Origin of the sequence: Streptomyces sp. AC1-42W (assembly GCF_003248355.1) — a bacterium.
Classification (GTDB): domain Bacteria; phylum Actinomycetota; class Actinomycetes; order Streptomycetales; family Streptomycetaceae; genus Streptomyces.
In genome coordinates this window covers 508,898-528,891 of record NZ_QKWY01000001.1, presented here as the reverse complement: position 1 = coordinate 528,891, position 19,994 = coordinate 508,898, and the positions used below count along the sequence as shown (strand labels likewise).

General features: G+C 68.8%; 16 protein-coding genes and 3 pseudogenes. 15 read left to right on the top strand and 4 right to left on the bottom strand.

The genetic code is table 11. From position 1 onward, the window contains the following. Positions 1-23: 23 nt before the first annotated feature. The 12 genes and pseudogenes from DNK56_RS02380 to DNK56_RS02330 all read left to right on the top strand — a co-directional run bounded on the left by DNK56_RS02380 (position 24) and on the right by DNK56_RS02330 (position 11,830). The gene (locus DNK56_RS02380) at positions 24-1,154 is read left to right on the top strand and encodes a TRM11 family SAM-dependent methyltransferase (RefSeq protein ID WP_111330047.1); all 1,131 of its coding nucleotides are present in this window, start codon (positions 24-26) and stop codon (positions 1,152-1,154) included. Positions 1,155-1,523: 369 nt separating this feature from the next. Next, on the top strand, positions 1,524-2,888 hold the full coding sequence (locus DNK56_RS02375) for a salicylate synthase (protein WP_111330046.1): 1,365 nt from the start codon (positions 1,524-1,526) through the stop codon (positions 2,886-2,888). Positions 2,889-3,229: 341 nt separating this feature from the next. After that, positions 3,230-3,358: pseudogene (locus DNK56_RS35705) on the top strand (3-oxoacyl-ACP synthase); the annotation flags it as partial. 209 nt (positions 3,359-3,567) lie between these two features. Further along, a complete protein-coding gene (locus tag DNK56_RS35700) occupies positions 3,568-3,930 on the top strand; it encodes a 3-oxoacyl-[acyl-carrier-protein] synthase III C-terminal domain-containing protein (protein WP_241989725.1) in 363 nt (120 codons plus the stop codon). Continuing rightward, complete coding sequence (locus DNK56_RS02365) at positions 3,923-5,569, top strand: (2,3-dihydroxybenzoyl)adenylate synthase (protein WP_199563909.1); 1,647 nt, start codon at positions 3,923-3,925, stop codon at positions 5,567-5,569. Before DNK56_RS35700 ends, DNK56_RS02365 begins: the two co-directional genes overlap by 8 nt. An 83-nt stretch (positions 5,570-5,652) precedes the next feature. After that, positions 5,653-5,937, top strand: a complete 285-nt coding sequence (locus DNK56_RS02360; RefSeq protein ID WP_111330045.1) for a phosphopantetheine-binding protein — start codon at positions 5,653-5,655, stop codon at positions 5,935-5,937. After that, complete coding sequence (locus DNK56_RS02355) at positions 5,934-7,547, top strand: amidohydrolase family protein (protein ID WP_111330044.1); 1,614 nt, start codon at positions 5,934-5,936, stop codon at positions 7,545-7,547. Before DNK56_RS02360 ends, DNK56_RS02355 begins: the two co-directional genes overlap by 4 nt. Before the next feature lie 71 nt (positions 7,548-7,618). Next, the gene (locus tag DNK56_RS02350; protein ID WP_199563936.1) at positions 7,619-8,779 is read left to right on the top strand and encodes a 3-deoxy-7-phosphoheptulonate synthase; all 1,161 of its coding nucleotides are present in this window, start codon (positions 7,619-7,621) and stop codon (positions 8,777-8,779) included. Between the two features lie 34 nt (positions 8,780-8,813). Further along, entirely contained in the window at positions 8,814-9,587 is a 774-nt protein-coding gene (locus DNK56_RS02345) for a 2,3-dihydro-2,3-dihydroxybenzoate dehydrogenase (protein ID WP_111330042.1), read from the top strand. A 25-nt stretch (positions 9,588-9,612) separates the two neighbouring features. Next, positions 9,613-10,263 (top strand): isochorismatase family protein, encoded by a 651-nt coding sequence (locus tag DNK56_RS02340; RefSeq protein WP_111330041.1) that lies wholly within the window; start codon positions 9,613-9,615, stop codon positions 10,261-10,263. Further along, positions 10,260-11,018 carry a chorismate-binding protein gene (locus DNK56_RS02335; RefSeq protein WP_111330040.1) on the top strand — a complete coding sequence of 253 codons (759 nt, stop codon included), beginning with the start codon at positions 10,260-10,262 and terminating at the stop codon, positions 11,016-11,018. The genes DNK56_RS02340 and DNK56_RS02335 overlap by 4 nt, the downstream gene beginning before the upstream one ends. Positions 11,019-11,077: 59 nt before the next feature. Continuing rightward, complete coding sequence (locus DNK56_RS02330) at positions 11,078-11,830, top strand: transposase family protein (protein ID WP_111330039.1); 753 nt, start codon at positions 11,078-11,080, stop codon at positions 11,828-11,830. Positions 11,831-12,228: 398 nt separating this feature from the next. On the opposite strand, the gene DNK56_RS34880 is transcribed toward DNK56_RS02330, so the two are convergent. After that, complete coding sequence (locus tag DNK56_RS34880; protein ID WP_158558556.1) at positions 12,229-12,372, bottom strand: hypothetical protein; 144 nt, start codon at positions 12,370-12,372, stop codon at positions 12,229-12,231. 217 nt (positions 12,373-12,589) lie between these two features. Further along, positions 12,590-16,039 carry a HelD family protein gene (locus tag DNK56_RS02325; RefSeq protein ID WP_158558557.1) on the bottom strand — a complete coding sequence of 1,150 codons (3,450 nt, stop codon included), beginning with the start codon at positions 16,037-16,039 and terminating at the stop codon, positions 12,590-12,592. A 282-nt stretch (positions 16,040-16,321) separates the two neighbouring features. Here DNK56_RS02325 and DNK56_RS02320 point away from each other — a divergent pair, with 282 nt between their 5' ends. Beyond that, a complete protein-coding gene (locus DNK56_RS02320) occupies positions 16,322-16,579 on the top strand; it encodes a hypothetical protein (protein WP_146610534.1) in 258 nt (85 codons plus the stop codon). A gap of 840 nt (positions 16,580-17,419) precedes the next feature. Here the strand turns inward: DNK56_RS02320 and DNK56_RS02315 are convergent. Beyond that, a pseudogene (locus tag DNK56_RS02315) lies at positions 17,420-18,220 on the bottom strand (IS701 family transposase); the annotation flags it as partial. A 122-nt stretch (positions 18,221-18,342) separates the two neighbouring features. Continuing rightward, positions 18,343-18,710 (bottom strand): annotated as a pseudogene (locus DNK56_RS35695) (VOC family protein). Between the two features lie 562 nt (positions 18,711-19,272). Here DNK56_RS35695 and DNK56_RS02305 point away from each other — a divergent pair. Next, positions 19,273-19,527 (top strand): type II toxin-antitoxin system VapB family antitoxin, encoded by a 255-nt coding sequence (locus tag DNK56_RS02305; RefSeq protein ID WP_111330036.1) that lies wholly within the window; start codon positions 19,273-19,275, stop codon positions 19,525-19,527. After that, on the top strand, positions 19,527-19,946 hold the full coding sequence (locus DNK56_RS02300) for a PIN domain nuclease (protein ID WP_111330035.1): 420 nt from the start codon (positions 19,527-19,529) through the stop codon (positions 19,944-19,946). The genes DNK56_RS02305 and DNK56_RS02300 overlap by 1 nt, the downstream gene beginning before the upstream one ends. The last annotated feature ends 48 nt before the right edge of the window (positions 19,947-19,994 follow it).

Sequence of the window (19,994 nt, the reverse complement as noted above, 5' to 3'; positions counted from 1 at the left end):
TCCGCGCCGGGTAGCCTTCCGGGATGCGCTATTTCATTCAGTATCCCGCCGGTACCAGTGAGCTGGTCGCCGACGCCATGGCGCACTTCGTCGACGGCTTCCGCGCGGAGTACCAGGACGACAGCGCCATGCTCTTCTCCTCGACGTCGCCGATGGAACGCGTGGCCGCCATTCCCTTCGCGAAGAACGCCTTTTCGGTGATCAGCGAAATTCGCCGCGGTGACATCGACCAGAATATCGCGCAACTGGCCGGTTCGCTCAAGAAGTCGCAATTCCCGTCGCTGCCGGGTGAACGCGCGCGGGGTTTCCGGGTCATGGTCCATGTGGACGGCGAACTGGCCTCGGTCGGCGGCGCCGCGAAGCGGGAGATCGAGCGCACGGTCTCCGCGTGCACGGGGATGCGGCTGGAGCCCAGCGGCCGGGGCCAGGAGTACTGGGTCATCGGCCGCCTCGACATGGCCGACCTGATGTTCTGCGCCCGGCTGCCCAAGCAGGCGCGGCCCAAGAAGGCGCGCGGCGCCCTGTCCCACGAGCTGTCGTCGATGCTCGTCCTGGCGTCCGAGCCGCAGCCCGGCGACACCTTCCTGGACCCCTTCGCGGGCAGCGGCTCCTTCGTGGTCAGCCGCCTCGGCCTGCCGGCCCGCGAGGTCGTCTACTCCGACCTGGATCTCGCGGAGCACCGCGAGCAGTTGCCGGACGAGGTGCTGCGCGACCGGCGGCTGCGGCTGCTGGACGAGGACGCCATGACCCTGCCGTCCTTCGACGACGGCTCGGTGGACGTCGTGGTGACCGACCCGCCGTGGGGCGAGCACGAGGAACTGCCCCTCCCGTACGAGGAGTTCGCCCGCACCACGAGCGAGTCACTGGCCCGCGTCCTGCATCCGGAGCATGGCCGGTTCGTGCTCCTGTGCGCCCGCCGGGGCGCGGCCGTCTTCGACGCGGCGTTCTCGGACGCCGGTCTCTCGGTCCGCGCGACGCACGAGATCCTGGTCAACGGGCATCCCGCCACGGTCTTCGTCGGCGAGCGGAGCACCGGAGCCGCGGCGGCGGGGCCGAAGCCGGCAGGTGAGCCCCGCAAGCCCTCGAAACCCTCCCGCCCCCTCCTCATCGGCATGCACACCTACCGCCGCTCCCTGAACCGCTTCGCCCGCTGAACCCGGCCCGTGCCGACCTGCTGGATATAGCCGCGGTATAGATCCCCTCCACGCCGGTATAGAAGCCGCCCGCAAGATGGGGCTCGGCTCGACAGCCGGTGAACATCCCGCTGAACCACATGCCGTTGGGGGAGCGCGCCATGAGCGAGGGGCGAATCAGAGGTCTGGCCACTCTCGAAGACCACCGGGCCGCACCAGGCGGGGCCGTTCACCGCAGCTGAGGTGATCTCCGCGGCCGCCCCGTGCGGTGCGTGACACCGCGAGTAGTCACCTCCGGCAGCCCGCCCTCACCACCGGAGCCGCGCACGGCCCGCGATGAACACCCCCCTTCGCCTTCCCCGTATCGCTGTAGAGAAGAGGACGTTCGCGATGCACCAGTCCCCCAGGCACTACTTCGAGACGAGGCTGCGGCTGACCTCGGACCCCATGGTCGCCGCCACCCGTCTGGCGTCGTCCGGTCTGCACGCGGACTACGTCGTGTACGAGAACGGCGGCACCTGGTCATACGCGGGCGGCGCGCTGGCCCAGATCACCCTGGACCGCGACGGCGCACGGATGCGACAGGCGGGTGAGGTGCATCTGCCCTGGGACGGGCGTCCGTTGCAGCAGGTACGGAGCCTGCTCGACGCCGTCCGGATCAAGGACTGGCGCGCCTACGGCTGGGCGGCCTTCGAGTTGTCGTACGCCAAGGAGGGAGACGTCCAGCACGTAGGCGACCAACGGCTCCTCCACCTCGTCGTGCCGCACACCGAAGTCCGGATCGAGGGCGCGGAAGCGCATCTGCGCGCCGCTGACCAGGGCACCCTTACCGCTCTCCTGGAAGTGCTGGCAGCCGGGGGCACCGAGCGCGACTCCGTGCCGAGCCCCGTGAACGTGAGGCAGGCCGGAGCGGATGCCTACCGCCGGGCGGTCCTGCTCGCGGTCGACGCCATCAACGATCAGCGGCTGCAGAAAGTGATCTACTCGCGGGTGGTCCCGGTCGAGCACGAGGTCGACTTCGTAGGCACGTATCTGGCGGGCCGGCGCGGCAACAGTCCCGCCCGGTCATTCCTGCTCAGCCTGGGCGGCATCGAGGCAGCGGGCTTCAGCCCGGAGATCGTCGTCCATGTCGACCCGGATGGAAAGGTGACCAGCCAGCCCCTGGCCGGGACCCGGGCGCTGACCGGCGACGGGCCCGAGGACGAGCGGCTGTGCGCGGAACTCCTCTCCGACCCCAAGGAGATCTACGAGCACGCCATATCCGTGAAGATCGCGTGCGACGAACTGCTCGACGTGTGCGCTCCCGACACCGTCGACGTGGCGGAGTTCATGACGGTCAAGAAGCGCGGCACCGTGCAGCACCTGGCCTCTCGTGTGAGCGGCCGGCTCGCCGCAGGACGGCACGCCTGGGACGCCTTCCAAGCGGTCTTCCCCGCCGTCACCGCCTCCGGTGTGCCCAAGGACGCCGCGTACGACAGCATCCGCAGCAACGAGTCCGAAGCCCGCGGGCTTTACAGCGGCGCCGTCCTGACGGTGGACGGGGACGGATCAATGGACGCCACTCTGGTACTGCGCAGCGTCTACCGGCAGGAGGGGCGCACCTGGCTGCGCGCCGGCGCGGGCATCGTGGGGCAGTCCCGGCCCGAGCGGGAACTGGAGGAGACCTGCGAGAAGCTCGGCAGCGTCGGGCGATTCCTGGTGCCGGCCGCCGAGCACGTGGGTACCGGCGTGATGACGGGAGGTGCCCGGTCGTGAAGGTCAGCGGGATCCATCTCGCCGGCATAGCGACCCACCTGCCGGCGCGGTACCCGGCACGGCGCGCCGTCGAGAAGAGCCACTACGACGAGCAGGACCGGAGGGACGCCGGAATCGAGTCGGTACCCGTCGCGGGCGAAACACCGGCCCCCGACCTGGCGGTGGCCGCCGCCCGGGCGGCGGTGGCACGATCCGGGCACGCCCGCGAGGACTTCGGCGCGGTGCTGCACAGCAGCGTCCACTTCCAGGGACCCGACGGCTGGTCCGCGCAGCACTACGTACTGCGGCACGCACTGGACCGTCCGGTGACGGCCGTCGAGGTGCGTCAGGGCTGTCTGGGCATGCTCTCCGCACTGGAGATGGCCGCGTCCCGACTGATGGCCGGCGCCGAGGGGGACGCGGTGCTGCTGACCTCCGGCGACAACTTCTCCACCCCGCTGGTGGACCGCTGGCGGGCCTCGAAGCTCTTCCTGCTGGGCGACGCCGGGGCAGGCGCCGTGGTCTCCCGCCGGGGCGGCTTCGCCCGGGTGCTGTCCGTCGGCGCGGTGTCGACCCCGTCGATGGAGGAACTGCACCGCGGTGGAGAGACCTTGTTCCCGCCCGGCCCCACCGTGGGGGGCACACTCAACCTCGAGGAGCGCCGGGAGTTCTGGCGCCAGGAGTGGGCCCGCGGCGTCCCATGGGCGACTTCGGTGACACCGTCGCCACGGCCGCCGACAAGGCACTGGCCGAGGCCGGCCTCGTCATGGGGGACATCCGCCGGGTCTGTCACATCGGCTTCTCCCGGACGCCTCTGCGGGCATGCTTCCTCGACCCCTTGGACATCGACGAGAAACGGGGCGTCTGGGAGTTCACCCGCACGACCGGGCACCTGGGCGCCGCCGACCCGGTCGCCGGCCTCGAACACATCTGGCGAACCGGACAGGTGGCACCGGGTGACTTCGTGATGATCATCGGTGCCTCACCCGGTATGGAGGCGGGCTGCGCCGTCGTCGAGATCACCGAGGCCCACGACCCAGCGGTGGGGAGCGATCATGCTTGAGGGATGCACGCCGTGGCCCGGGGATCGGGCCCACCGCTACCGCACGGCGGGCCACTGGCGGGGCGAGGACCTCGCCGGCCTGCTGTCCGCCACCGTGGCGGACCACGGGAGGCGCACCGCCCTTGTGCAGGGCGGGCGCCGAGTGACCTACACGGAACTCAACGACCGGGTGGCGCGGCTGGCGGCGGGATTCGCCGAGCAGGGCATCGCCGCGGATGACCGGGTGATCGTCCAGTTGCCGAACGTCCCCGAGTTCGTCTCCGTATGCTTCGCCCTGTTCCGGCTGGGAGCCAAACCGGTGTTCTCGCTGGTCTCCCACCGGGCCAGCGAGATCCGTCACCTGGTCGCGCTCTCCGGAGCCGCGGCCTATGTGGTGCCCGGCGTGTACCAGGGCTTCGACCACACGCGCCTGGCCCTCGAACTCGCGGGGCAGTACGACACGCTGCGCAAGGTCTTCGTCCTGGACCCGGTCGCACCGGCAGCGGCCGACGCCCCCGCCGGGATGCTCGTCGCACTGGACGAGGTGGACGCGGAGCCCCGGGGACTGCCCGCGCCCGACCCGTCCGATGTCGCGTTCTTCCTCCTGTCCGGCGGCACGACGGCGCTGCCGAAACTGATCCCCCGGACCCACGACGACTACGCCTACCAGACCCGGGTGACCGCGGAACTGCTCGAACTGTGCTCTGACGACGTCTACTTGGCGGTACTCCCGGCAGAGTTCAATTTCGCCTGGGGCTGCCCGGGTGTGGTGGGTACCCTGTGCGCCGGCGGCACCGTGGTCTTCGCGGACTCTCCCATCGCCGACGAGTGCTTCGAAAGCATCGACCGCGAACGCGTCACGTTCACCTCCGTGGTACCGACCGTGGCCCAGTTGTGTCTGGAGGCCGCCGAGTGGAACGAGGCGGACCTGTCGAGCCTGAAGCTCCTGCAGGTCGGCGGGGCCCGGTTGCCCCGCTCCGTCGCAGAGCGCATCACGCCGGTGCTCGGCTGCCGGCTGCAGCAGGTCTTCGGAATGGCAGAGGGCCTGCTCACCCTCACCCGTGCCGACGACACCGACGAGGCCGTACTGACCACGCAGGGCCGTCCCGTCTCACCCGATGACGAAGTGCGGATCGTCGGACCCGACGGCACCGACCTGCCAACGGGCGACACGGGCGAACTGCTCGCCCGAGGGCCGTACACGCTGCAGGGCTACTACCGGGCGCCGGAGCACAACGCCCGCGCCTTCACCGAGGACGGCTTCTATCGCACCGGCGACCTCGCGCGGCTCACCGACGACGGTGCCCTCGTGATCGAGGGCCGCATCAAGGACGTGATCATCCGGGGCGGGGACAAGGTGTCCGCCGGAGAGCTGGAGGAATACCTCCTGGCCCACCCGTCGGTGGCCGAGGTCGCCGTCGTACCGGTGCCCGACCGGTTCCTGGGCGAGCGGGTCGGCGCCTTCGTCGTACCGGACGGTCCGGCCCCCACCCTGCTGGAGCTGAAGGAGGCGCTGCATGCCGCCGGTCTGGCCGACTACAAGCTCCCCGACTGGCTGGCGATCGTCGGGCAGCTGCCGCTGACCGGACTCGGCAAGGTCGACAAGAAGACCCTTGCGGCCGACGCGGCTGCCAGGGCCGGGGAGGTGATCGGCCCATGAGGCCGTCCGTCACCCGGGGGCCGTCCGTCGGGTCCGGTCCCGCCCACCCACACTCCGCCGACCTCGAAGGACGCAGAGCAACGATGAAAACCACAGCGGACAGCGCGGATCGCACTCCGACGGAGGTGTCCGCAGCGCTGCGCCAGGCCGTCGAGACCCTGATCGGCACCGAGCACGGAACGATCGAGCCGGACGCCAACCTCATCCATGTGGGACTCGGTTCCTTGGAGATGATGCGCCTCGTCAACCAGTGGCGACGGAACGGCCTGCCGGTGTCCTTCCGCGAACTTGCGGCCGAGCCCACGCTGGAGGCCTGGCAGCGGCACCTGAACGCCGTCGCACTGGGGTCCGGGAAGGCCACGGCATGAGCGGGGGCCCGCCGCTCGACGACGAGGGCCTGCCCGCCCGCCCGCCGGCGCTGCTGATCCACGGCGGTCACATCTGCACCGCCGATGCCGCAGGCCGGGTTCACCCCACGGGATCCGTTCTCGTCGTCGGCGACCGGATCGCCGCTGTCGGCCCGGTCGAGGAAGTGACGCGGGCCGTCGCCGGGCTCACCCCCGAGCAGCGGGCCGGTATGCACACGCTCGACGCCTCGGCCATGCTCGTCATGCCGGGCTTCGTGAACAACCACTGGCACGACATGTTCGCCGTCCGGCTCCCCTTCAGGGGAGCCCTGCGCGCACCGGACGACCACGCCGACGAGCCGGGCTTCATGGCCCTGGGCGGGAACATCGCCGAGGTGTCCGCCGGATTCGAGGGATTCCGCCGCCTGGTGGATGCCCTCGCACCCGACGAGGCGGATGCCGTCGCACGGTACGCGCTGTGGACGCAGCTGCGCTCCGGTACCACCACCCTCGGCGACGTCGGCTCTGTCAATCGCCCCGACTCGCTGGCCGACGCGGCCCTGGACCTGGGCATCCGTGTCTCTGTGAGCGCCTGGGTGGCGGACACGGTGTGCGGCACGGGTGGCGCCGCAACTCCCGAGCGGACCCGCGACGCCGACAGCGAACTGGAGTGGATCCAGCGGCTGCTCGACCGCTGCGCGACGGACCGCACCGGTCGGCTGCGTGCCTGGCCCACGGCCCCCTATCTCACCAATATGAGCGACGAGCTCGGCCGCGGACTGGCCCGGCTCGCGCAGGAATACGACGTCCCGTTCGCCACACATGTCTGCGCTCTTCGCAATGAGACGCAAGCGGTGCGCGCATACTTCGGGACCACGCCCGTGCGCCGACTGGACCGGCTGGGACTGCTCAATGAAAAGCTCATGGCGGTGCACTGCGCATTCGCCGACCCGGAGGAGCGGCGCATGCTGCTCGACGCCAAGGTTCATGTCAGCCATTCGCCCGCAAAGTACGGCCCCACCGGAGAGTCCACCCTGACCGAGACGGGGCTCATACCCGACTTCAGGAGGTCCGGGCTCGATGTGTCCCTGTCCACGGACGGAGGCGTGTTTCCGGTCATGGGCATGGCGGAGGAGATGCGGGCCGCCTGGCAGATGTACAACGAACTCGCGGCGGACCACACCGCCCTGCCCGCCAGCGGCGCCCTCGCCATGGCTACCCGGACCGCCGCACGCGGCCTCGGCTGGGAGCGGGAGGTCGGCAGCCTGGAGGTGGGCAAGCAGGCGGACCTCGTGCTCGTGCCTGTCGATGACTGGCGCTATCTGCTCAACCCCCGCCCGCTGGAGGGCTTTCTGACACTGGGCGGCACACCGGACGTGCATACCGTGCTGGTGGCGGGCCGGATCCTGCTGGAGAGCGGCCGCACGCCACATCTCGACGAGGCAGAGATGCGGGACGAATACCTGCGCGCGCTGCGGTCCTTCTCCGGCCGGGTGCTCGGCGTCGCCGACCAGGAGCTGACAGCCCTGTTCGACACCAATCCCCGACTGCGACAAGGGGGGCGGTCCAGGCCTGCCATCGGGTCTGACGCACGCCCCCTCCTCCCCCGCTCGCACTCCTTACGGAGGTAGCGCACACGATGTCCGACAACACCGCCCTGCTGCTCGCCGAGGACGAAGGCGCCGCTCTCTCCTCCGCCGAGATGCGCCGCTGGCGGGCGCTGCCGGCCCGGCAGCAACCCGACTGGCTCAACGATCCGCAACTCGAATCAGTACGCCGACTCCTCGCCGCCCGTCCCGGAGTTGTCAGCCGCGACGAAGTAGCGACGCTTCGCAGCCTGCTGGCCGAGGTCGCCCAGTGCCGGTTCCAGGTGGTGCAGGCCGGCGACTGCGCGGAGGATCCTGCGGAGTGCGCCGCCGGGCCCGTGGCCCGGAAGGCCGAGTTGCTCGACGAACTCGCCGAGGCGATGCGTGCCCGCTCGGGCAGGCCCGTACTGCGGGTCGGCCGGATGGCCGGCCAGTTCGCCAAGCCCCGCTCCCGGCCCTCGGAGCGGGTGGGCGGGCGCGAACTCCCCGTCTACCGCGGCCATATGGTCAACTCGCCCGAGCCCGACGATGTGGCCCGCCGGCATACGCCCGCACGGATGCTGGACTGCTACGACGCCGCCGTCACAGCCGTGGAGGCCCTGCGCCTTCGTGATCCCGGGCCGGCGACGGCGCCGTACGCCCATGTGTGGACCAGCCACGAAGCCCTCGTCCTCGACTACGAACTGCCCCTGCTGCGCCGCGACCGCGAAGGCGGGCTGCTCCTGGCCTCCACCCACTGGCCGTGGATCGGGGAGCGCACCCGGCAGACCGACGGAGCGCATGTGCGGCTGCTCGCCTCCATCCAGAACCCGGTCGCCTGCAAGGTCGGACCGACCGCCGACCCCGACGACCTGGTACGTCTGTGCGGCCTGCTTGACGCCGGACGCACGCCCGGAAGGCTCACCCTGATCGCGCGGATGGGCGCCGAGGCGGTTACCGAGCGGCTGCCCGCCCTGGTGTCCGCAGTGCGCGCCGCGGGCCATCCGGTCAGCTGGCTGTCGGACCCCATGCACGGCAACACCGTGACCGCACCCGCCGGCATGAAGACACGGCATGTCGAAGCGCTCGTGCGCGAGGTCGTCGGCTTCCAGGACGCTGTCGCGGCCGCGGGCGGCGTCGCCGGGGGCCTGCACCTGGAGGCGACCCCGCACTCCGTCACCGAGTGCGTGGCGGACGGATCCGAACCGACGGGCGCGTACACCACGCTGTGCGACCCCCGCCTCAACCCCTGGCAAGCGCTGGAAGTGGTCTCCGCGTGGCACGACCCGATCCGGTGAGGGACAAGGACACGAAGCGAAAGGAGCTCAGCCGATGAAGGACACGATCGCGGTGGTGACCGGTGCGGCAGGCGGCATCGGTGCCGCGGTGGCCGAGGCGCTCGCCGCGCGGGGCGCCTCGGTGGCGCTGCTCGACAAGGATGCCGACCGGCTGGAGAAGGTCGCCAGGGAACTCCGGGAAACCGGGCTCCCGGTGACGGCCTTCCCTGTTGACGTGACCTCCAGCGAGGACGTTGACGCGGTCATCGAGGCGGTCGAGGAGCGCCTCGGTCCGATCGACCGTCTCGTCAACGCCGCCGGCGTGCTGCGCACCGGCGCGGTCGACGGATTCATGGACGAGGACTGGCAGACCACGTTCGCCGTCAACACGGCGGGTGTCTTCCACGTTTCGCGCTCCGTCATTCGCCGGATGCGTCCGCGGCGGCGCGGCGCGCTGGTCACCGTCGCCTCCAACGCCGTGAGCACCGCGCGCATGGAGATGGCGGCGTACGCGGCGTCGAAGGCGGCCGCCTCCATGTTCACCAAGTGCCTCGGCCTGGAGAACGCCGCGTACGGAATCCGCTGCAACGTGGTCGCACCCGGCTCCACGGACACCCCCATGCTGACCGCCCTGTGGGACGACGAGGCCGCGGCCCGCGCCGCCTCGGTCGACGGTGTTCCGGAGGCCTTCCGCGTCGGCATCCCGCTCGCGAAGGTCGCACGCCCCCAGGACATCGCCCACGCCGTGGTGTTCCTGCTGTCCGACGAGGCGGCGCACGTCACCATGCACCACCTCACCATCGACGGCGGGGCCGCGCTCGGCGCGTAGCCCTCGCCATGGAAAGGAGGGGGTTGTGGCGATCCCCGCGATCGAGCCCTACCCGATGCCCGAGGAAGGCGACCTGCCCGCCAACACGGCCTCGTGGACCGTGAGCCCGTCCCGCGCCGTCCTGCTCGTTCACGACATGCAGAACTACTTCCTGCGGCCGTTTCCCGCCGGCCGGTCCCCACTCGACCCGCTGGTGCGCAACGCGGCCCGGCTTCGCCGGGCCTGCGCCCGGCTCGGCGTCCCTGTCGCCTACACCGCTCAGCCGGGCGACATGACCGAGAAGCAGCGCGGACTGCTCAAGGACTTCTGGGGCCCGGGAATGACCGCCGCTCCGCCCGACCGGGCCGTGATCGGGGAACTCGCACCGGGCACGGCCGACACCGTGCTCACCAAGTGGCGCCCGAGCGCCTTCTTCCGAACGAGCCTGCTGGACCTGCTCCGGGACTCGGGACGCGACCAGCTCATCGTGTGCGGCGTGTACGCGCATGTCGGCGTCCTCATGACCACGTGTGAGGCGTACGCACTCGACATCCAGACGTTCGTCGTGGGGGACGCCGTCGCGGACTTCAGGCTGACCGACCACCGTATGACGCTGGAGTACGTCGCGACACGCTGCGGAATGACGCTGGCCACCGACACTGTGCTGCGGCAACTGGAGGAGGTGAGCCGCTCATGACGTCCGGTGCCGACGAGCCGCCGACCTGCGGACCCGGCCCACTCCTGCGGCGGATCCTCGCCGGCGACCCGCCGCCCTTCGCCCTGCTGCACCGGCCACGAACCGCCGGGGCGGACCGGCTCGAACTGATGACGGGCACCGTGTCCGAGCCCGGGTCGATCGCCGAACTCCCGCTGCCGCAGGGCCCCGGCGCCGACCGCCACGACGTCCTCGCCGTGCTGCCCTACCGACAGCTGGCCGAGCGCGGTTTCACCTGTCCCGACGACGGCGCGCCCCTGCTTGCCCTGACGGTCGAGGACCAATGCGGCATATCGCGACAGGAGTTCCTCCGGGACGTCCCGGACCTGCCCATCAGGATGGACGAGCTCGGATTCGACATCGACGACGAAGCGTACGCCCGCACCGTCCGCCGGATCGTCAAGGACGAGATCGGCTGCGGGGTGGGTGCCAACTTCGTTTTCAAGCGCACCTACCGGGTGGATCTGGCGGACTGGTCTGCGGGCACGGCGCTGGCGGTCTTCCGCCGCCTGCTCCAGCGTGAGTCCGGCGCCTACTGGACGTTCCTGATCCACACCGGTGACCGGTGCCTCGTCGGCGCGACCCCTGAAGGGCATGTGAGCCTCGGCGGCGGCGACGTGACCATGAACCCCATCAGCGGCACCTACCGCTACCCGGCGGCCGGCGCCGACCCCGAAGGAGTGAGCCGTTTCCAACCTGACGGGTGGTTGGGCCGGCAGCCCCGGCGGCGGGCATGAAGAAAGCTCCTGGTAGACGGGTTCACGACCAAGATCACCAGTCTGCCAGGAGCTTTCGCGTGCTTGTCTACCCGTCCGGCATCGATCTGTCCAGCCGCGTGCTGCGGCATCTCTCCGGTGTTCTCGCTGGTCACCGCCGTCGGATCGGTTCGCGCTGGCGTCGCCTGAGCTGCGGCCGCCAGGCCCTGCTCGTCCTGGCCCACCTGCGGTGCGGCGACACCTACGCCCGTCTCGCCGCAGGCTTCCGCATCGGAATCGCCACGGCCTACCGCTACATACGCGAGGCCGTCGATCTCCTGGCCGCCCTCGCGCCCACGCTGGAGCAAGCCATGACGACCGTGCGGAAGAAGGCGTACGTGATCCTGGACGGCACCGTGCTGCCGATCGACCGCATCGCCGCAAACCGCCCGTACTACTCGGGGAAGAAGAAGCACCATGGGATGAACGTGCAGGTCCTCGCGGATCCAGCCGGCCGTCTGATCTGGGTCTCGGACGCGCTACCCGGAGCCGTGCACGATCTGACCGCGGCCCGGACCCACGGCATCCCCGCCGCCCTCGCTGCCGACGCCACCAAGTGCTGGGCGGACAAGGCGTACCAAAGCGCAGGTCCTGCGGTCCGTGTCCCGTTCCGGGGCAAGAATCTGCGCGGCTGGCGGCGGCGTCACAACCGCGATCACGCCAAGATCCGCAGCCTCGGCGAACGCGCTATGGCCACCCTCAAATGCTGGCGGCTCCTGCGGAAGCTCCGCTGCAGCACCACCCGGATCACCGCCGTCGTCCGAGCCGTCGTCGCCCTCGAACTCGCTACCTGATCAAGATGGAAAAGGCTCAGTATCGTCCTGGGTTTCTCTGCGACAGGTGAGAGGTCAACGTCGCTCGCTTAGTTCATGATCGCGTAGAGTCTCGGTCTTGTGCCGAGACTCTACGCGATCATGAACTAAGCGAGCGACGTTGGCCTCGAGCCTGCGCAGGCCCGGCGAATCCGTCCGGTGAAACCCCGGACGCGAGGTATTACGCAGACGACGCAGCGGCCGGCCGGAGGAATTTCACGGTCGCCGGTCGCTCGATAAAAGCAGCGCACCCCGCCCGGTAACGGCTCGTAACACCGAATGCTGTTGTGCCTAATCAGAGCATACGCGCCACATTGATCCGCGTTACCCCGTGCTGCACGGTCCAAAGGCGTCCGGTCACCCCTTGGCCGCTGCCCCGCTCATTCACGTAGCCCTCGGGCGAGCGCCACGTGGTGACGCATGACAGGCACGACGCCGGCGCCGGTCTCGGTCTGGTCATGCTCCTCACCGCACACGCAGGTGCTCCAGTCGTCGTTCTCGATCCGGTCGGTGACGGTGTCCACGAGTCCGGCAAGCTCGTCGCGAACTCCCACCGCGGTCTGGGCGGCTCCGTCGTCATGGGCTGCGTCGGCCGTGGGCCGATTTCCGCGACCGACTCCGGGGTCACCATCCGGCCTCGACTCCGTGGGTGAGGAGGACCGCGCTCGAGCGGCACGCTGTGAAGGTCCGTTGTGGCTTCGGGGCAGGGACGTGTCCGACGCCGTCGACCGACTCGAGTCTTCACGAGCCGGACGTGATAAGCGCCGCTCCGGGGCCCGCCCAGCCGTCGCCCTCGCGCCATGCCAGATTGACCGCGAAGGCACCGTCCACCGCTTCTGCAGCCCAAGTCTCGACCGGCGGTTCTCGCAGAACAATCACGAGGTGCTCGGCGCTCTCTCCAGGATGCAGATGAGCAGCCTCCAGGATGTGCAGAACGGCCTCCCGGATATGGGCATACGTACTCTCACCTGCGCCGACCACTCCGAAGAGGGTCAACCCATCCGGTCGCTCGCACCAGGCATCGACGAACTCTCCGCCCTCGCCGACCCCGGTGATGCCACTCTCATACAGATCGGCAAGGAGACGATAGCGCAGCGCTTTGTGCGATCCGTCTGCGCGGGCCTCCCTGATGCGCTGCGCGACCTGTGGCCCGAGCCCCTCGTGGGCGGAGGTGGAGCCCTGTCCCAACCCTGGGGCGGTCACGGTGCCCTTGTCCATCATGGTGTCCTTGTTCGCGGCGTCTGGGTCTGCGTTCGTTTCTTGCGGGTCAGGTACCTGATACCTGGCGGGCGTTCGCGCTTGGAGGACGTAAATGAGTGACCGGCCGTCCACTGCGAGATGCCACTGCAAGGACGCCCCATCGATGAGGATCCGGGAACCCGTCTCAATGACCGCGGCCTCCGCGAGGTCATTGGCCAGCGCAACCTGCATGCCCTGCACGAAATCATCATCGCTGAGGTGACGGCCATCATGGTTGAGGTGTTCGTAGGATTTACAGGCGGCAGCCGTTATGTGCATCTCGGTCACATCGAGGCGGCGCAACGCGCCCTCGTCGAGGGCCGGGCCCATCTGCTCGGCACGCGCGGGGGTGAGGTGGGAGCGGTGTCTCGCCCGCGCGTCCTTGCCTACACGCGAGACGACACCTGCGGAGTGTTGGGCGTAACTCCGCTCCGAGTGAACGGACTCATAGTTGGTGACCGTCGTTGCGTCGCGGCTGAGAGTGAGGCGGAAGCCGTCAAGGGTGAGTACCCACTGCCCGCTCGGCCGTCGGTAGTGGGCGCCCTTTGCGACGAAGGGCACCAGCATGGAGTGCAGTTCTGCGACGGCCTCAGCGGGAGTACCTCGATGGCGCGTCACGAAGGCGTTCCGGGCCCTGGCGCTCACCCGGGTCCTGGGCATCTCGGCCGACGGCAGTTCCAGCTTCACGTGCGAATCGCCGCCGGAGAGCACTGCGAGCTGCCGGAACAGCGGTGCGCCTGGGGGCTCGCTCGTTCGAAACCCCCCGCACGCCGGGGCACGGCACCAGCCGTCAGGCCGGCCTGTGGTTGCGCGGCACCGCGTCCCGTCCTCGTGATAGCGGCTGCACCGGCGCGGTTCCCCCGCTTCGGAGGCCACGCCGGAGGTGCTCGAGGACATCTGCAGTGGGGTTGGAGAAGCCGGAGCGGGGCCACCGAGAGCATGAGGCAGAGGAGCCTGGTGAACGATGGTCAAGGACTGGGTACACCGGGTCAGTGCCACATACAGGTGCCGCAGTCCGTACGGACCGGTGGCTATTGCGCTGGGCTCGACGACGACCACATGGTCGAACTCCAGCCCCTTCGCCTCTGCGGCGGTCAGCACCGCCAGGCCCGAGGGTGTCGCCTCAAAGGCGACAGCCGACGAGCCCTGCGCCGAAACGATCACACCGACAGAACGGCTGTCCGCCGCACCACCCTGGTTGCCAATGAGGTCACCAGCCACCTCCATGGCTCGTGCCATCGGCGCACCGTCATGGTGAACGACGACCTCTGCTGCGGTCTCCCGTACGGACGTAGGGACCGTTGGGCCATCCGCGCAGAGTGCGGCGAGCGGCGCCGCAAACTCCATCACGGCACGAGGAACTCGGAATCCCGTCCGCAGCTCTCTCACTTCCCACTCGTGCCTGCCGGCGAGCGTACTCGCCAACAGATCCCAGTTCTGGTGAGGGTGCACGCCTGTTGCCTGGGCCAGGTCGCCGAGAATGGTCATGGATCCACCAGGGCAGCGCCGAGCGAGCGACCGCGCCTCCATTGGCGTCATGTCCTGCGCCTCGTCAATGACGACATGCCCGTAGACACGCTCCGGACGGCCACTCAGTACGTACTCGAGTTCGTCGAGGCACACGAGATCCTCATGACTGAACTCTGCTGCCCGGCGTCGGCCGGGCTTCCCGCGATGAGCTGTCAGCGTGGCCTGTTCCTCGGGAGTGAGGATTCCCTCGGCAGCATCCGACATGGCCGCGGGTGAGGCCAGCAGGCTATGCAGAGCCTCCCGGCTCGTCAGGTCGGGACATATGCTCGCAAGTAGGTTCCGGACCGCACGGACCTCAGCGACGTGCGGGAGGTAATCGTCATCCGCCGGGCCGGGGAGAGTCCCGACGTACGCGTCAGTGAGTAGCTGGAGGATGCGCAGGACGCAGCCCTCCCGACGAACCGTGTAAGGGCCTTCCCTGGCGAGCGCTGTGACGGCGATGGCGGAAATCGCCTCTACGGACACCACGACCTCACGACGGTTGAGCTCAAAGGTGAACACCGGGCCGTCGACGATGTCCGTGAGCTGCTCCACCGAAGTTCGCGGCCTGCCGTCGACTGCTCTCTGGAGCACGTCCGCCATGCGCGAATCCGACTTCAGCCCAGCCACCGCAGCGTCATCATGGCGCGCCTTCGTCGCGTCCCAAAGCGCGGGGAACTCCAGCATGGTCACTCCACGAGTGCCGAGCTCGTCAAGCGCAGTGCCCACATACTCAAGGAATCCCCGGTTGGGTCCGACGATCAGGATGTCCTTGGCCGAGTTGTGCTCGTTGTGCAGCAACCACGTGACTCGATGAACACCAACTGCGGTCTTGCCCGTACCTGGACCACCCTGGATGACCAGGACGCCGTCAGGCTGGGCTCCGACCAAGCGAAGCTGTTCGCGCTGGATGGTCTCCACGATGTCATGCATGGAACCGTCGCGGGCCCGGTCAAGCTCTTCGAGCAGCGGGTCCCGTAACTCCGGCTCCGCCTCGTCGATGGAGTTCGGCTCCACACTCGTCACGAGGTGGGAGTCGGTCCCATGGACGTCAAGGTAGTTCTGCACCTTCCGCGACTGACAAGTGAGTCGACGCAGGAGGCTGACCTCACCGGGGTTGTGCTCGTCGGTCTCCTGCCACCTCATGGCGGCAGGAGTAGACCAGTGCACGACGATGCGATTACCTTCGTCATCGTTGATCCCGCGTCGCCCGATGTAGAATCTCTCGCGCTCTTCTCCATCACCGACGTCGGCTCTCGCTACGACGAGCGCCCGACCCTTGAGGTCGAGCGACTCGATCTGCCGGTCGTAGCTCTGCCGGAGAGCGATCGAGTCCTTCCCGCTCGCTGCGGCATCCGTGCCCTGGCCCTCCAAGGCCACGACCAGGGTGCGCTCCAGGCATACGTACGCGTGGTCGACCCCCATCTGCTCAGTGGCGATCACTGCCTTGCGACGAGCCTTATTCCCCATCCGTTCCCGCCCACTTCAGGTCGATTGACAATTGACTCACCGTCAGCTACTCGGCCGAGCGCTCCCAGTCAGCAAAGTCGGAGTGTCACTGTGTGGCAATGGCACAGACGCATTAAACGATATCCGCCCCATGGATCAGCGTGCTGCCCCGCTCCGAGGCGGAGCTCCTTCCCGACGGACCAGGTGAGGTGGGGAGACTCATGGGCAGCCTGAAGGCCTTCAAGGTCAGCGGCCGGAAAGTCAGGGATGGAGACCATGCTCGGCATCTGTTTCCAGGCCGTCGAGTACCGCACCGGGCGCCACGGGGGCCGGATCGACTCGCTTGGGCTGGACGAGAACGGCACGCCGGTCATCGTGGAGTACGAGCGGACCCTCGACGAGGCGGTCGTCGTCCGGAGGCTCTCGTACCTGTGCCGGCTCCAGGACCACCCGTATGAGTTCGAGGAAATGGTCAAGGCCCGGTTCGATGCGGAGGCCGCCGGAGAAATCGACCGGAGTGCCCGGGCATCGTGACGTGCGGCTGGAGCCACAGGTGTACTACTTCTCGTAACAGCGGATCAAGAACGTCGCCACGGTGTGCGTCCGGCCGAGGAACAAGCTGCTCGTGGTGAAGCTGCGCCTCGACCCCGACACCGTGGACCTCTGCGACGGCTTCACCCAGGACCTGCGGGGGCTCGGCATTCTGGGGCCGCAGGGCGATGTCGTCGAGGTGCGCGTCGCCTTGTACGAGGGCCTCGACCACGCGACCGAGCTGATCCGGCGCAGCGTCGCGGCCCTGCGGTCCTACCCTCGTTCTCGCCTCTCGGGCCCGGCCAACTCGCAGTCGCCCCGGGTGAGCACCCCACGCAGTCGTTCATTGGCAATGTCGGCGTCGTGGTCGGACAGTCCGATGCCGACGGGCTTCCGGGTGATGTGTACGCGGACCTTGCGGGGCTGGCTCGCGGTGCAGGGGCCGGGCAAGGTAGACCGGGCTCCGGTTGGCGTCGACCGGGCCCTTGGTGCCCCACACGATGTACTCGCAGGGCTGCTTGAGGCGACCGTTCCGCGGACGGGGGGACCGGCTTGCGTCAGACCGGCGTGGCGCGCCAGGTCCAGCCAGCGCAGGAGGCTGAGCCGGAAGCGGTGGGAACGCTGGTCGCGGTTCTCCCCAGGAAGTTGGCCAGGTCGTGTTCGGCGTCACCGGAGGTGTACTTCGCCCGAGGCTGCGGCCGGTGCGCCCGCCGCGCATACGGCGCTCCTGCGAAGAGGAAGAATCACCTCATGCCGTACACCCTGCACCGGGGTGACGCCCTCGCCGCCCTCACCGCTCACCGGCATCCCCGGCCGTTCATGCCGCGTCCGGCGAGACGAATGCATGGCGATGAACAGGCGCTGGATCTCGTTGCAGGTCAGCGGGATCAGGTCGTCCGGCGTGGGGCGGTGCTCGTATTCGACGGCGAGGAAGGGGTGGGCGAGCATGGCGAGGGTGACCCAGCGGGCCCAGGAGGGGTAGCGGCGGACCCGGTGCTCGTCCAGTCCGGCCGAAACCGTTGCCCCTTCGCACCGCGTCCGGCGGAGAGTTTCTGCCAGGCCCGCTCGGGCACCCTCTGCGCCAGGGCATCCACGCGGAACATGCCCGCGCCGACGGGGACTTCGGTCGTGCAGGCTACTGCGAGGACGCAACCGAAGCCGCGTCTCTCCAACGCCGCCCGCGGCTTCGGGTTGCCGCCGTAGACCTCGTCACCCGTGACCCGGCCCACGTGGTGTCTGGCGTCCAGGAGCCGTTCGATCACCACCTGGGCCAGTTCCGGCTTGGTCGCGAGGACCGTGTCCTCGCCGAGCCCTGCCGCCCGGCAGCGGGCCGGGACGCACATCCACGAGCGCGGGATGTACAGCTCCCGATCCACCGCCGCGCGCCCGCGTGCCCGCGTAGACGAGGTAGACCGCGACCTGGGAGTTCTCGATCCTGCCGGCCGTGCCGGTGTACTGGCGCTGAACACCGACGGTGCGGGAGCCCTTCTTCACATCCCCGACCAGCACCGCGGCCTCGTCATGGAGGTGCTCGACGACGGTCCGGCAGTTCTTGCGCGGCAGGGCCGACAGCGGACCCAGTACCGACCGCCCCGCCCCCAGGCAGGGTTCGTACCGCGCTAAGCGGCCCGCCGTCCGTCCCATGGCCACCTCGAACGCCTCCCGCCAACGAGCGGGGTCCATGCTGTGACCTGCGGCTACCGTCTCCTCGTAAGTCCACACAACTCACGATGACCCACGGGGCCACAACCCTGGGGTACCTCCTGTCAGAGCCGGACGAGACAGAACGGGTGACCTGCCGGATCCACGAAGACCCGCCCACCCCGCTTTCTCCCCATCGAGCAGTGGAGCGCCCAGACCGAGAACGTCTTCCTGAGCTTGGCCCAGGTCCTTGATCTCCAGGTCGAGGTGGAACTGCTGAGGCCGTGCGGGATCCGGTCACCGCGGTGTCCGATGGTCTTCCACCCGCTGGAGGCCGGCACGAGCCCGTCCGTGTGGAGCGTCGCCCAGGCCGCGCCGAGCGACCACCGCGGATCCGGCTGGTACACCACGCCACCGAGAAGCGACTGACGGAACCGGGACACTCAACGACATCGGCACAGCCCGACACCACACACTGCAGCTTGGCGATCATGCAAGGCATGCCTGGAGCAGCGCCGCGCACCGGGCTCTCACGAGCCTGACACATACAGCAAACAGATCACCCGTGGAGGGCGCTCTGGCATAAAACAAGAAAAAACACCAGGTCAGAGGGTCCCCTGTCCTGGTGTTTCACTGAGCCGCCTTCGGGATTCGAACCCGAGACCTACGCATTACGAGACCGAGAGCGATCATGTCGCATGGTGCCCCGTCGTAGTGTCCGGTGACGTTTTGCCTGATCAGAGCACGTTCAGCAGGTTGACCTGTGCCACCCAGTGATGCACCGTCCAAAGGCGTCTGTCCACCGGCTGTCCACCGACGGGGCCGCTTGGCCGGCAACCTCTCGCCGTCCCACCGCTTCCGACGAGACCCCTGGCAGGGGCGGAGCCTGACATGAGGACGACTGTCCATTTCTCACATGGAGCGACCGGGCGGTGCTTCACCACGAACGCCGCGGCCTCCATCCACGACGAGACCTCCAGGTCAAAACGATATCTTCCATGGTTGATAAATGGTATCGTTTCACTCGCGAGAGTATCTGCGAAGGGACCGTCCACATGGCCAGAACCGTCATCGACCTCGATGAAGACATGGTCATCGAGGCCATGCGCATCTTCGGGACCAAGACGAAGGCCAAAGCCGTCCGCCTCGCCATGGAAGACGCCGTCAAGCGATACCTGCGACAGGAGTTCTTCGACGCCATGGATGCCGGCGAGCTCGACTTCAGCGAGATCGTCGAAAGCACCGGCCCCCGCAACACCGACGGCTCCCTCAAGCACGACGGTGACCACAACGGGGGCCAGGCCGCCTGATGCAGGACCGCTACCTGATCGACAAGTCCGCCCTCGCCCGCTGGACGAAACCGAGCGTCAAAGAGGTACTCAAGCCCCTGCACGAGCGTTACCTCCTCGCAGTGTGCCAGCCCACCGAGTTCGAGATGATCCACTCCGCACGGGACAGTTCAGAAGCAACACGGATCAGCACCTGGCTCCGTGCCTTCGACTACCTCCGCACCGACGACGACACCTTCACCCGCGCGCTCGAGATCCAGCGCCATGCCCTCAACGCAGGCTTCCACCGCGCTCTGTCCCTCCCTGACCTGCTGATCGCCGCCACAGCGGAACTGAACCGGCGAACGGTCCTCCACTACGACGGAGACTTCGAAATGATCGCCTCCCTCACCGGTCAACCCACCGAATGGGTCGTACCGCCCGGCAGCGCCGACCGATAAGAAACACGGCCGGCCCCACCTCCGACGAACCACCGCCCGATGCCGCTG